The sequence below is a fragment of the Leptothoe sp. EHU-05/26/07-4 genome, assembly GCF_043421015.1.
GTDB classification, from domain to species: Bacteria; Cyanobacteriota; Cyanobacteriia; order Phormidesmidales; family Phormidesmidaceae; genus Leptothoe; species Leptothoe turfae.
Genome location: NZ_JAXSQV010000003.1, coordinates 527,828 through 542,394 on the forward strand (window position 1 = coordinate 527,828; position 14,567 = coordinate 542,394).

Genomic DNA, 14,567 nt, shown 5'->3' on the forward strand with positions numbered 1-14,567 from the left:
TTGACTCTAATCTTTCTTTTTCTATAGTCCTTTTTTAAATCAATCATGAAGTAGCTTTTAAGGCTGTATAGGTTTAGCGCATACTCTGGGGCCAAAATTGACTGGCGTACAAAGCTGCTTGTGTGCGATCGCGCAGTTGGAGTTGGCTCAAAATGCTGGTGACATGGTTCCGAACGGTGCGCTCAGAGATAAAAAGGTTTTCTCCAATTTCGCGGTTATTGAGTCCTGTAACAATCAATTGGAGCACCTCTTGTTCGCGGGGGGATAGCGATCTCAATTTTTCAGGAAGTGCAGTTTCAGCATGAACAAGAGGTGCTCCTGGTGCTTGAGAAGCGCCTAACGTCTTTTCAAAAAGACCAGGTCCCATGTGGGTATAACCTTGATAGACAGCTCGAATAGCCATCACCAAGTCCTGAATAGGGGTTTGCTTAAGCAAATAGCCTTTAGCCCCCCAACCCATAGCTTGCTGGACATAGTCACTATCGTCAAATGTGGTGAGCACTAAAATGTTTACCGCTGGAAAGTCGGCACAGATCTGTTTTGTTGCCGCAACACCATCCACCACCGGCATCCGCACATCCATCAAAATTACATCAGGTTGATTGGGGGTGCCATAGAGTGTTGAGACGTGATCAATCGCCTGTTGACCATTGGCTGCGTCGCCAACTACCTGTAAATCAGGTTGATTTTCCAACAGATTGGCCAAACCTTGTCGAATAATGGGTTGGTCATCCACCAGTAAGACACGAATCATCCTCTTGACCTCCTTAGATCTCCCCATTCATCAATCTCTCATATAAAGTTCTGGTCACCTGTCACCGATACTGAATTCAAATTTGGTAGAGGTAGAGGAGACTCTAGAGTCTGAGGAAGAGGCAAAACTACGCTGATGCGACAGCCAGTCCCTGATGCACTCCAGATTTGGCAGGTTCCACTAAGTGCGATCGCACGTTCTTTCATGCCCCGTAAGCCAAATCCGGTCGTATTTTTGCTAGGATCAAACCCTTTGCCATTATCCAACACTTCTACATAGAGACTCTGTGGTTTAGTCGATAGCTGCACAGATAGCTGTGTGGCTTGGGCGTGTTTCACCACATTGGTGAGGGCTTCCTGCACAATCCGGTAGGCGGTCAGACTCAGCTCATCGGACAGCGGTGCCGTAATATTAATCTCACACGCTGGCGTTATCGGTGTGGATTGACAGACCTTATTAACCAATTCGGTAATCGCCACCTGCAAAGATTTATCCGTTTGAGGAGAGTCGCGCAGAGCCGCAACAGCCCGTGAAACCTCTTTGAGCGCCTGATAAGATGAATCTTTAGCTTCAAGCAGATAGGATTTTGCCCGTCCATTATCTTGTCCCCAAAAGAGGAGGACATTTTCTAGCAAAATAGTTTGAGCGGTCAGGGAATGTCCGAGGGAGTCATGAATTTCGCGGGCGATGCGATTACGTTCTTGTAATGCGGCCTGGCCTTCCACCTGTAGCGCATATTGTTGTAATTGACCATGGGCGCTCTCCAGTTTCTGTTGATTCCTATGAAGACTGAGCAAAGCATCCACCAGTAAAAAAACAAACAGTAGCGCCAGGGTAAAGAGAATAATGGCATTGGTCTGAAACACACTCACCTGCCATGCCTCAGGGGTTGACATCAGTCGGGATAGATTTCGGCTCATGGCCGTCTGACCCAAAGTTAATGATAAAAATAAATGTGAGCTAAACGTAATGCCGGCCACTACGAGTCGCCCTCGTGTGTGAAAGATTTGACAACTACGGATGATAATGACCAATCCCAGCAGTGGGATAATCCTGACCATCAAAGGATTATCAAAACAACGCAGAACCAAAATACCGAAGAGGCTAAGCTCGATTGCGGTATAAAGAATCTTGGCCCGGCACTGAGTCAGCGGTAAATAAAGCCCCATGACGCCAATCAAACCAAACAAGAGCAGTTCTAGCCAGGTAACCTGAAATGTCCGATGGAAAACCATGGCCGTAATGCTAACCAGCACACCCATACTGAGCAAAATCCACTCAATATGCAGCAGTATGCGTAAGGGTCTGGTGACTGTGAGATCTGGGAACAGTCGGGAGGGTGGATTTAGGACCATTAGGCTTCAACTCTTAACACAAAGGGGTTCTCTCTAGGGTTCAGGCTAGCCTGTATACAGCTCTATGCGACGTTGCCTGATGACGACAGTTGCGGTTCCCCTTAGTCAAGGCTACGGTGTACACACAAGTACTGGAAACTAGCGTTTTTTGTTGCACTACCCCCTCTAACTCCCCCTTAGTAAGGGGGAGAACTGGAGTTTCCCCCCTTACTAAGGGGGGATTAAGGGGGGTAATGCAGGATTTTGAGCTCACTTCCGAGATGTATATACACGGTAGCCTTAGTCAAGGGAAACCTTGGGTTAGAGCATCTTGAACCTAGGGCATTGCTTGAAATAATCCCTAATTTACCATTGCGAAATTGAGCCGCCCAGTCACTTAAGTCCTAATTCTATGGGACTTTCGGTAGGACAATAGTCCTGGTAAGACATGCACTCAGTTGCGCATGACGAAGAATGCATAGCTGAAGTAGTCAGAGTACTTGCGGAAGGTTGCGATCTCGTTTCTCGCCTCTTTCAGGACAGCCTCTGCCTCCGGTATGCCACTCCACTCTGCTGTTTTCTCAGCGATGCGCTCCTCCATTGGGTTGTAGTAATGCTCAGTCCATGCGGTAGCTGGCAATACAAAATGTCCGACGGACTCGTAGCCAATGCGCTTAATAACGTCAAGTTTCGCAGCTACAGTATCAATCTCGGGATACTCTTTCCAGAATTCAACTGCCTCAGCCGGGGGGTTAGGTTTTAACCACACCACCTCGCTGACCGCTACGTAGCCACCTGGTTTAAGGAATTTTTTAACTTTCTTGAGGCCCGTTTCGAAACCTAAGAAATAGATCGAGCCCTCAAACCAAACAACATCAAAGCTCGACTCTGGGAAAGCCATCTCCGTCATACTCTGCTCTAATGTTTCGAGGCGATCAGAGACCCCAGCATTTTCAGCTCTAGCTCTTACTTGGGCAATCATTTCTGGGAGGAGGTCAAGGGCGACAACTGTACCCGATGTGATACGCAAAAGCTCGACTGTCTGCATACCAGGGCCACAACCAACGTCCAGGATTTTAGCTGACTCAGGGAGATTCGACATCATTTCGAAGGCTCTCCGAGTCAGCTCGTTGGAGCCAGGGCCAGCTCGCGGCAAGGTTCCATAGATCTGGAGAAAGTAATCCATCAGATTCCTCCTTTAACTTTTCAGATCATAGTCTCATCAAATGATGGGTTTAGCACCTACCAAAGAGGGTAAGCGGTGCATGACTCACACTACGACCATAGTTACTAAGCTTCTTGAATGTAATCAACCTAAAGGGTATAAGTGCCAATCTCATCAAGTATTCAACGTTTTGTTCTTGAAGGGCAGCAACAGATTTATGTTCTTTCTCACCCTCAAAAGTATACACGCCAAAGGCATTGAATCTTCTCCACAAACGAATAAGACGAATAAAATCCTTTTGTGAATTTATTTTAATTCCTTGCAAGGGTAGGCAATGCTTTCTTGGAAGGCTGAAAAGGTGGCTAATTCTGGCTTTTTAGCGGAAAAGTTGACGTGTTATGAGATTGGTATAGACAAGTTTAGGCTGTCTGAGGATGGGAATATTAATCAAAATAAATTAATAATTAGGAGCGTATTGAGTTCAATTTGAGAAAGTCAAGGGTTGTTCTCCAAAATGTTGAGTATTTCATGGCTTAGCCAATATATGCCCCATGGCTACTGCTATGGGTGGAGGCCCAGTCTGGTTGGCTTACATTTAGTATCAGACACTTTCATTGGGCTGGCTTACTATTCTATTGCCATCACCTTAGTCTGTTTCCTGAAAAAGCGTGAGAGTATCCCCTTTTATAAAATATTTCTGCTTTTTGCAGCATGTATTTTTTTATGTGGTACTACACATTTAGTTGAGGTCTGGACCCTATGGCATTCAGACTATTGGGTTTCTGGTGTTCTTAAGGCGATGACAGCCGGTATTTCTACGTATACTGCGATTGCCCTCATCCCCATGCTACCTGAAGCTCTAGACTTACGTACCCCAGCTAAGCTAGAAGCCTTAAATCAACAATTGGAACAGGAAATCGCTGAGCGTAGACAAGCTGAAGTAGAGCTACGAGAATTATCGACCCGGCTAGACTTAGCTCTGGAGGCAGTGGGCATTGGTATTTGGGATTGGAACATCACTCACAATAAATTGATCTGGGATAGTCGGTTCTATGAACTCTATGGCACTACACCGGAAGCGTTTGAGCGAGATTACTCAGCCTGGGCAAAGCGTGTTCATCCAGAGGATCGACCGCATGCAGAAGCTGCTATACAGCGTGCTTTACGCAATGAAGCCGTCTATGACATTGAATTTCGGGTAGTTCATGCCGATGGCGTAATTCGCTATATGAAAGCGGATGGCCTAGTGCAACGGGATGACGAGGGAACCCCTATTCGTATGATTGGGACAAACTACGACATCACCGATCGTAAACAGGCCGAACACCAGTTGATGGCGAGTGAAGAACGCTTTGCTAGCCTTGCGGCTACGGCTCCCGTAGGCATTTTTCGGGCAAATACTGAGGGAAGTTGTATTTATGTCAACAAACATTTATGCGAGATTGCCCGGTTGCCCTCGGAGAAAATGTTAGGAGCAGGATGGATTCAGGCTATCTATCCAGAGGATCGAGACGTTATTTTGGCAGAATGGCATAACGCTACTAGCCAGAATCTTCCCTTTCAAGTGGAATATCGATTTGGAAATCCATCAGGCCCAGTGACTTGGGTATATGAGAAAGCGGTCCCAGAATTCAATCACGCCCATGAAGTGATCGGCTATATAGGGTGTCTGACTAATATTACCGAGCGTAAACAAACAGAACTTCGACTGAAAGCTGCTACAGATGAAGTTGCGCAAAAAGAGGCCCTGTTTCGAAACACGTTTGAGCAAGCGGCGGTAGGCATTGCACATCTTGCTATCACCAGGCAATTTATTCGTCTTAATCAGCGCTACTGTGAAATTCTTGGCTATTCACAACAAGAACTTTTAAACCTTACGTTTCAAGACATTACCTACCTAGAGGATGTGGAGCATGACCTGCACTATACACAGCAGGTTCTTACAAATCAGATTCAGACCTTCTCCATGGAAAAACGCTATATCCGAAAGAATGGAACTCTTATGTGGGCCCATGTGACGGTTTCCTTGGTAAGGCTTCAGAATGGTGAGCCGGATTATTTTATTGAGGTGATAGAAGATATCACTGCTCGCAAACAAACGGAAGAAATGCTGCGTCTCTATGAGCGTGCGGTGTGTACTACACCCGACCATATGTCATTTGTGGATTGCCATTACATCTATTCCATGGTCAATGATGCCTATGCTCAAAAATTTGGTAAATCCAAAGCCGAGATTATTGGTCATTCCGTAGCAGAGCTTCTGGGCGAGGGCGTATTTTTGCAAACTATTAAACCTAATCTTGATCGCACCTTTGCAGGGGAAACAGTTCACTACCAAAGTCTATTTTCCCTGCCTGATGAGCGACAGCAACAGCAGTATCTGGATGTTACCTATGCCCCTTATCACGAAGTAGATGGAACGATTACCGGGGCTGTCGTCAGCGTGCGAGATATCTCAGAAATCCATGCGGCTGAGTTAGCCCTGACCCACCAGACATGTCGGGCAGAGGCTTTGCTAGAGCTATCTCAGCTAGCTGAGCAATTGAATGAACATGAATTTATACAACAGGCCCAGGACATTGCCAAAAACCTGACGGGTAGTCAGGTCGCATTCCTTTATCTTGTCTATGAGGATCAAGCAACCTTTGAATTGATGGGTGGGGGGCAGCAAACCTTAACTGACTTTGGTAATACCGTCGCTAAGGCTGGTCTGCCAATTAATCAGGCGGGGATTTTGGCTGATGTTCTACATCAGCGCAAGTCTATAATTTGCAATTATGCCTGTGGTCCCGCTCGACAAGAACAAGACTTTCTTCAAACACAAGGATTATTGCAAAATCATGAGCACCTTAGTTGCCTCCTGAGTATTCCTGTCATTGAAAATGGCAAAGTCGTGATGCTCACAGGAGTTGGCAACAAGGACAGCAGCTACACCGATATGGATGTTGAGACGGTGCAGTTGATTTCCAATCTGGTCTGGCACACAATGCAGCATTATCGATCGCTACAAACGGCTCGGTTGCTGGCTGCGGTGGTGGAGTCTACCGAAGACGCCATCATTACCAAGGATCTCAATTGTTCCATTACCAGTTGGAATGTAGGAGCAGAAAAACTTCTGGGGTATTCAGCATCAGAAGCAATCGGACAACCGATCACCATGCTTTTCCCAAATGATCGGATTTCTGAAGAAGTTTATATTCTTGCACAGATCACTCAGGGCAAGAGCATTGACCATTTTGAAACGGTTCGTCGTCATAAAAACGGTACGCTTTTAGACGTGTCGCTGACCATTTCCCCCCTAAGGGATCGAACTGGCCAGGTGATTGGGGGCTCAAAAATTATGCGAGATATTTCGGCCCGTAAGGCGGCAGAGGATCAACTTAAGGCCGAAGTGAAAAGGCGTCAGCAAGTGATTCAGGCGTTGCAACTTACTACCCAACGCCTAGGGGAAAGTAACCAAGAACTCCAGGATTTTGCCTATGTGGCTTCCCATGATCTCCAGGAACCTCTGCGGAAAGTACAAGTCTTTGGCGATCGCTTAAGCCATACCTGTCAAGATCGGCTTTCTGAGAAAGGGCAAGACTATTTGGCACGAATGCTAAATGCGGCAGTGCGTGCCCAGGCGCTGATTAATGATTTGCTTAGCTTTTCGAGGGTGACAACGCAGGCTAAACCCTTTACCCCCACAGACTTATCACAAGTTATGGCAGGGGTTTTATCGGATTTAGAGGTTCGCATTGAGCAAACTGGGGCTACCGTAGATGTGGACCCGTTACCGATCATTGATGCTGACCGCATGCAAATGCAACAGGTCTTTCAAAATCTTGTCGGGAATGCCCTCAAGTTTCATAAACCAGATGTAGTACCCCAGGTTCAGGTGAGGATGCGGAGTTATTTTACGGGAGGAAAAGAATTTTGTGAATTACGAGTGATCGACAATGGAATAGGTTTTGATGTTAAGTATTGCGATCGCATTTTTCAGCCATTTCAGCGCCTTCACGGACGCAAAGCCTATGAGGGCAGTGGTATTGGTTTAGCAATTTGTCGTAAGGTGATTCACCGTCACGGGGGAATACTCCGGGCAGAAAGTCAGCCTGGAGAAGGAGCCACATTTATCGCCACCTTACCAGTTCATCATTCCCAAGGAGAGGAGAATGTCTCAACAACGGAGTAAACCTGCGATTATTCTAATGGCCGACGACGATGAGGACGATCGCCTTTTTACCCAGGAAGCCTTAGCCGAAAATCGAGTTGCTAACGAGCTGTATTTCGTTGAAGATGGGGAAGACCTGATGGATTATCTATATCAACGAGGAAACTACAGTGACCCTGATGTTGCACCCCGTCCCACGTTAATTTTATTGGACCTGAATATGCCTCGCAAAGATGGTCGTGAAGCCCTGGAAGAGATTAAGAAGGATCCTGTACTACGCAGTATTCCAGTCGTAGTATTAACCACATCTAAAGCCGAAGAAGATATTTTAAAAACCTATGATTTGGGTGCTAACTCATTTATTACTAAACCTGTGGGCTTTCAATCCATGGTTGATATTATGAAAACCCTTGGTACATACTGGTTTCAAATTGTACATTTGCCAGATGAGGTCAGCTCAGCATCAAGGCCTTAAGACACTCTTTGAAGTACATGTCAACGTTTTTATACCTTATGCATTCAGCTTTGCAACCTCTTAAGAGCGCTAGAAATCTAAAGCACTGAAAGGTTTCCTATCAGAGGTTATCCATCTTAAAGACTCAACTCTTATCGTCACGGATCTTAGGAAAATGATAACAATGAGTGATTTGTCATACCAAGTCTTACTAATCGACGACGATGAAGATGATTATATTGTTACCCGAGACTTATTACAAGACTCAGAACAAGCATCCTTTGAGTTGAACTGGGTAAATACTTTTCAAGCTGGCCTTGAGGCCCTACATGCTGATTTTTATGATGTTTATTTATTGGACTATCGTTTAGGGGCAAAAACTGGCTTAGAGCTATTGCAAGCCGCTGTAGAATCTGGTCTACGTAAGCCAGTGATCCTTTTGACAGGGTTAAGCAACTACGATATCGATCGTCAATGTATGGCGATGGGAGCCTCAGACTATTTAGTTAAAGGTAACCTGTTGACCGGCCCACTCCTGGAACGTTCAATCTTGCATGCGATAGAACGCACTCAAGCGGCAGCGGAAATATGCTTATTAACCCATGTGCTTCAGAGTATTCATGATGGTGTATATATGGCGACTGAAGAGGGAGCGTTACTGTTTTTAAATCAATCCCTTAGACAACTTTGCACCCACCCAGCTAAACCAACATTGGGACAACCACTAGACCCACTGCAATCTCCAATATTGCAACAATTGTTATCCCAGGGAAACCAAAACCGTCAAACACAAAAAAACTCTACATTCAAAACTGAGCTGTCCCTGGAATCTTCCATAGGGCTAGATCGAACAGTGTTATTGTCTGAGTCATGGGTCAAAGCGCAACAACAAACCCTACGATTTGGCATGATTCATGATATTACCGAACGTAAGCAAGCTGAGCTAGAACGCGATCGTTTTTTCAACCTTGCGATTGATTTATTATTTATTGCAGACGCAGACGGTGTATTTAAGCGCATCAATCCTTCCTGGTTGGCTACATTGGGTTATGCCGCTGATGATTTGTTAGGCCAGTCTTTCTGGCAATTCATGCTTCCCGAAGATCAGCATAGTAAACAGGATTTACAGGATACCCTAGCCCAGGGACAAGACATCAATGGGCTGGAATTTCAAGTGCGATCAAAAGATGGAACTTATCATTGGATAGCCTGGAATCTAGTGCCATTCCCCCAAGAGAATTTATTGTACGGTAGTGGGCGCGATATTACTCAACGCAAGGCGTCTGCAGCCCGTTTAACTTACGAAACATTACACGACAGTTTAACTGGCTTGGATAACCGAGTCTGTTGTTTAAACCGCCTGGAACTTGCCATCGAGCACCAGAAACGGCAGCCCCATGAACATTTTGCGGTTCTGTTTGTGGATCTCGATAACTTTAAGTATATCAATGATAGCCTTGGGCATCTAGTGGGTGACCAGCTACTGATTCAGGTCTCCCAAAGGCTGAAGGCGGTAGTCAGAGGGATAGATGGCGTGGCGCGCTTGGGGGGTGATGAGTTTCTGATTCTGCTAGAAAAACTAGATCATCTGAATGATGCTTTAAAGACGGTATATCGCCTACAAAAGGAGTTACAAAAATCTTTTCAATTGGGGGCTCGGGAAATCTTTACCAGTGCTAGTATTGGTGTTGTTTTTTCCAATTTATCGTATCAATCAGTTGATGACATTATCCGCGATGCCGACATTGCTATGTATCGGGCTAAAAGCCAGGGAAAATCAAGCTACGCCATCTTTGATCAAACGATGTATCTTCAAACCCTGCGTTTAGTAGAAATCGAAACAGCGTTGCGAAAAGCCATAAAAACACAAGAGTTTTGCTTGTATTATCAACCCCTGGTCAATCTTAATCCTCCCCATCAACTGAAAGGATTTGAGGTTCTATTGCGCTGGCATCACCCAGACCAAGGTCTTATCCCAGCCTCTGAATTCATCCCCATTGCTGAAGAAACAGGACAAATTAATGTCATAGACGAATGGGTTTTACGAAATGCTTGTAAGCAGTTAAAAACCTGGCAAGCTAAGGGAAAGGTGACGATGGATGTATACTTAAGTGTTAATCTGTCTGGTCAACAGTTTCGGAATCCGTCTCTAATTTACACCCTTGATACTATCCTGACAGAGACTCAATTGGATCCACAATGTCTCAAATTAGAAATCACTGAAAGTAGTCTCATTCAAAATACCCAAGCGGCCACTGAAATTATGAAGTTGATTTGTAATCGAGGTATTGAACTGAGTCTTGATGACTTCGGCACTGGGTTTTCCTCTCTGCGATATTTGCAACAATTTCCGATCTCAACAATTAAGATCGATCGTTCTTTTGTCGATGGGTTAAATAATAGCGATCGCAATTTTAGAATTACGAGTGCGATTGTAAACCTGGCTAAAGCATTAGGGTTTAACACCATTGCCGAAGGGGTTGAAGCCCATGAGCAGCTGACTGAATTACATGAACTGGGATGTGATGCAGGCCAGGGATATCTATTTTCTAAACCCTTGCCAGCGACAAAGGTAGAAAGTTATCTAGCACAAATTATTGCTTGTACATAAACTCTCTCATCCCATGGGCACTAGTGACAATCCACCGAGCAGAGCGCACCAATGATTATGGGTGAAACGGTGTTCGTATAAGGTATACATCTACCTTTTCATGTAATTTCTTTAAAGACTTAAAAGCTAGCAAACGTCTAAGAGAACCTTGTAATAAGCCATCGCTGTGCTAACGCAGTAACGTTAGCAAGGTAGGAACCTGGATGCTGAAATAGCTCTGAGATAAACTGCCAGTGTAAGGATAAAAGATTTCCATGGGCTATTTGATGCTCATGAATAGCTTCTTTGATCGCAACCCAAGCTTCACTGCAGACATCTTGGCCCAACTGCTCTTGAGCTTCAATCAGTCCGGTTGGCGAACCTGGGTTAAGCTCAGTAATATAGGGTCTGTCCTGCCCAATTACATCAATGCCAACAATAACAATCCCTTGTCTTTTACCCCAGTCAACAACCTGATGCACGGCTGCCATAGTAGTTGGTGAGATATTTCTCAGCGGAACAGCAATGCCAATGCCGCCTTGAGCCATATTTGCTAGGGTTTCTTCATGGGAGGGGACACGATTTACAGCGGCAATGGGTTTACCATTGATATAGAAAATACGCATATCGCCATTCTTAACATCGGACAGAAATTTTTGGGCAACAATCATAGGACGTTTAGTTGCGTTTTTTTCCTGCGTATAGTCTCGTATTTGCTGCTGCCAATTTACATCTGTTAATTGAATGATTTTAACATCGTTGCCACCATAACTCTGGGTCGCCTTAAGCACCAGTTTTTGATCACCTTCATACTTCATGTGCTCTGCAAACCCAATCAGTTTATCTGCGTTGGCAGTGATCATACTGGGTGGGCAAAGATCTGGAAAATCTGTGACGATTGCAATTTTGTCTTCTGTGCTTAAAGTGGCTTCACCACCATTGAGGACACAAATCTTGGGATGTAGCCTGGTGGCAATTTGCTGGGTTGACCAGTCACTACGGTCATCCTGCCGCTGCAAAACCGCAACTGGTGCCGCAATAGAGTTTTTACCTGCGCTGCTTCCAGGTGGGTAATTAAGTGTCATATTGACAACAGTGCCATTAGTAATAGGTGCTGAGACCCTTTTATTTTTGGTTGGATGTTGCTGTTTCACAAAGCTAGTGACTTCTCGAACAGCGGCATATATATTACCAACATGGCTGTCGGAGTTAATCACGAAGTCTTTAGGGGTGGTGACAAACACTCGATCGCCATGTTTAATGGCAGCTTCCATCAAACCCAATGAGGTATCGTGCCCTGGCTCTAAGGAATCAATAGGGTCAGTGATGAATAACACATTTTTCTGCATCATGGAATTAAAGATAAAGACTTTGTGGGTCATAGAAAACCATTACCGCCCGTCCCCGGCCCGATGATAGAGTACACGAGCAGGCGGTAGTTCGTAGTATTCCCCAAACTGGGCATAGCCCGTTAACAGATCTAACTTGTCGGCATAGTGCGGTTTACTAAGCTGTTGCGGATCGATATCGAGTCGTTGTAAGGACTTACGATGCTGTTCTGCTTCACTCACATAGGTTGTTGCCTGTAGTTTGTTCAAAACTTGTTGAATTTCTGGTGTATCTTCTTTAGCAGATAATTCATGACAGGCCAAATCAATAATTTCTTGCCAAACTGTGATGGCAGTTTCTCCTCTGTAGGGTAAAGTTGTTCCGTAGAGACTATTTTTTAATAAGTTCTGCTGCAAAATCTTATTGCGTTCATACGCATCTTGTTTACTATCTGTAACATCAAGCAAACCATAACGCTCTAAAATCTGACGGAATTGGCCACGGGCTTCGGCACTATGGGTCAAGCCATGAATAAGCGCCACATTCATGACAGCTTTGCCCATGCCACCACCGTCGGGAATTCGGAACTCCGTGAGACACATCATGCCATCAGCAGCAAAGGTTGGTTTCACACGGTAACTGTTATAACAGGTGCGGGAATGATTGATATATTGCTCTAATGTTGGTGCAATAAACGTATCGTCAAGATGTATACCGCCAGTTCGTATGAGATCGGCAAATGTAACTGGTTTAGCAATCTCATGAAGATTATTGTATTGGTCAATGCCATACCACATCGGTTGATTGATGATATGTGTGATGACATCATCGAGGGTCACTGCACCAGAAAGCTGCGGTGGCAAACCAAAACGGTTATCACTGCGAGTGAGGCTTGCATCCCATAAGAGTTCACGGACAGAATTTTGTGCATTCTCAAAATAGGAAAACGGACTAGCATGATTGACCGCAGCAATGAGTGAGGTTACTGCACCAACAAGGGTTAGTGTTTCTTCGAGTACTATTTTGTTGTGAATCGCAAATGTGGTATGGATACCGCAGGTTGCCAAAAGATCATGGGCAGAGTACGGTTGTTTTGCACTGTCGATGCTACGCTGAAAGCATGGAATGACTAGTTGGGTGCGTTCATCAGAAATTAGCTCTTGATCAATATGGTTAATGTAGTCTGGATCGGACCAATTGGCGCTAGGGTGAACAGATAATGCTGATGGTCTAAGGCCATGACGCTCAGTTGTTTTTTGCAGTAATTGCTCGGCTTCTTGACCATGCTGATAGAGCGCAGTGATAGAATCGCGGGGGGCAGAGGCAAATTCTAATTGTTGAGCCAGGTCTAGTGTATAAACAGCATCGCTGGAATCCGTATTCGAAACCTTTAAATCATCTAATACACGCTGAACTTGAGCGACATTAGCCAGATGTCCTGCATAATCGCTTTGCTGTTGTAAAGCGTAGAACTCTACCTCAAAACCATAGGTTTGTGGACTAACCGTATTGCTAGATAAAGATTGTTCATAAAACTCATAAACATCGCCCAAACTAGATAACCATGGGCCGTTTTCTTCGAGATAAATTACACTTGTCATTTTTACACGTCTTCTGTATAGCCTCTACCTAGTTGGTTGGTGATAATATCTCGTATATTTACATGTTCGGGAAATCAAAGATTTCGGGTGCACAAAAATATCCAGAAAGGGCATAAAGCACTGTAAATGGAGGTTTCAATTCAGCTATATGTCTGACCCAAGTCTTTGCCTACAACCACATGTGTTGACTCGGATTTTGATTTGGACCATTGGGGGCAAAGCGAATGAAATGAATCCGCTATTGGGGGCTGGCAGACTTGAATTGAGCTCGTTGCCCATACCCCCCAATAGTAACTGGCACCATGCCACAACACAATCAAGCATTGGTCTGGAAACTGAGATTGCAAAAATTCGAGGTAGGCCAGCGTACAGGTCATATTCCCCGCCACTTGAGCCTCAATGAAGATGCGTTTGCCCAGAGACTGTCTTTAAAAGTTCGACTTAGGTATTAGATGGCCCTGGGGCTAAATCACTGGGAATAGAGCGAGATGGTTGGTGGTGCGAGTCCTGTAAAACACTCCCATCCCGAAAGGTAATGGTACGTCGACAGCGCTGGGCGACTTCCGGATCATGGGTGACCATCACCAGGGTCATGCCCTGCTGGTTCAGCTCGGCAAAGATATCCATGATTTCCTGGCTCATCTGAGAGTCCAGAGCCCCCGTCGGTTCATCGGCCAGGAGCAATTTGGGTTGATTGACGATGGCCCGTGCGATCGCTACTCGTTGCTGTTGTCCGCCAGAGAGTTGATTAGGCCGATTGCCTAGCCTGTCCCCTAGACCCACCCGCTGCAATGCCGCCATGGCCCGTGACTCCCGTTCGCCAGCAGGCACCCCCGCATAGACCATGGGCAGAACAACATTTTCTACGGCTGTCAGCTGATGGAGCAAATGAAACTGTTGAAAAATAAAACCAATTTTACGATTCCGAATGCCAGCCAATTGCTTAGCAGTTAGTTGTGAGATCTTCACACCATCCAGCCAATAGTCCCCCTGGGTAGGACGATCAAGACAACCAATCATATTCATCATCGTTGACTTTCCTGAGCCAGATGGCCCCATAATGGTGCAATAGTCTCCTGAATTTATGGTCAGATCAACAGCCTTCAAGGCATACACCTGGAGATCGCCTATGCCGTAGGTTTTAGATAGGTTTTGCAGTTGAATAAGATGGCTCATAGCATGTGTTG

Annotated in this window: 9 protein-coding genes; 3 read left to right on the plus strand and 6 right to left on the minus strand. The window is 45.3% G+C overall.

Annotation, left to right across the window (positions count from 1 at the left end):
* Positions 1-73: 73 nt before the first annotated feature.
* The 3 genes from U2F10_RS10100 to U2F10_RS10110 all read right to left on the minus strand — a co-directional run bounded on the left by U2F10_RS10100 (position 74) and on the right by U2F10_RS10110 (position 3,274).
* Complete coding sequence (locus tag U2F10_RS10100; RefSeq protein ID WP_163698351.1) at positions 74-754, minus strand: response regulator transcription factor; 681 nt, start codon at positions 752-754, stop codon at positions 74-76.
* A 38-nt stretch (positions 755-792) separates the two neighbouring features.
* Positions 793-2,109: a sensor histidine kinase gene (locus tag U2F10_RS10105; RefSeq protein ID WP_499871925.1), complete on the minus strand. Its 1,317-nt coding sequence runs from the start codon at positions 2,107-2,109 to the stop codon at positions 793-795.
* Positions 2,110-2,542: 433 nt separating this feature from the next.
* Positions 2,543-3,274 carry a class I SAM-dependent methyltransferase gene (locus U2F10_RS10110; RefSeq protein WP_499871927.1) on the minus strand — a complete coding sequence of 244 codons (732 nt, stop codon included), beginning with the start codon at positions 3,272-3,274 and terminating at the stop codon, positions 2,543-2,545.
* Between the two features lie 523 nt (positions 3,275-3,797).
* Between U2F10_RS10110 and U2F10_RS10115 the strand changes: the two genes are divergently transcribed.
* From U2F10_RS10115 to U2F10_RS10125, 3 genes are all read left to right on the plus strand, one after another.
* A complete protein-coding gene (locus U2F10_RS10115; RefSeq protein WP_499872350.1) occupies positions 3,798-7,427 on the plus strand; it encodes a PAS domain S-box protein in 3,630 nt (1,209 codons plus the stop codon).
* A complete protein-coding gene (locus tag U2F10_RS10120; RefSeq protein ID WP_250565135.1) occupies positions 7,408-7,881 on the plus strand; it encodes a response regulator in 474 nt (157 codons plus the stop codon). The genes U2F10_RS10115 and U2F10_RS10120 overlap by 20 nt, the downstream gene beginning before the upstream one ends.
* A gap of 163 nt (positions 7,882-8,044) precedes the next feature.
* Positions 8,045-10,471 (plus strand): EAL domain-containing protein, encoded by a 2,427-nt coding sequence (locus U2F10_RS10125; RefSeq protein WP_163669314.1) that lies wholly within the window; start codon positions 8,045-8,047, stop codon positions 10,469-10,471.
* A 137-nt stretch (positions 10,472-10,608) separates the two neighbouring features.
* On the opposite strand, the gene U2F10_RS10130 is transcribed toward U2F10_RS10125, so the two are convergent.
* The 3 genes from U2F10_RS10130 to U2F10_RS10140 all read right to left on the minus strand — a co-directional run bounded on the left by U2F10_RS10130 (position 10,609) and on the right by U2F10_RS10140 (position 14,556).
* Positions 10,609-11,802, minus strand: coding sequence for an ATP-grasp domain-containing protein (locus U2F10_RS10130; RefSeq protein WP_499871929.1), 1,194 nt, complete (start codon positions 11,800-11,802; stop codon positions 10,609-10,611).
* Between the two features lie 39 nt (positions 11,803-11,841).
* Complete coding sequence (locus U2F10_RS10135) at positions 11,842-13,380, minus strand: glutamate-cysteine ligase family protein (RefSeq protein ID WP_499871930.1); 1,539 nt, start codon at positions 13,378-13,380, stop codon at positions 11,842-11,844.
* A 441-nt stretch (positions 13,381-13,821) separates the two neighbouring features.
* Entirely contained in the window at positions 13,822-14,556 is a 735-nt protein-coding gene (locus U2F10_RS10140; protein ID WP_499871932.1) for an ABC transporter ATP-binding protein, read from the minus strand.
* Positions 14,557-14,567: the final 11 nt, after the last annotated feature.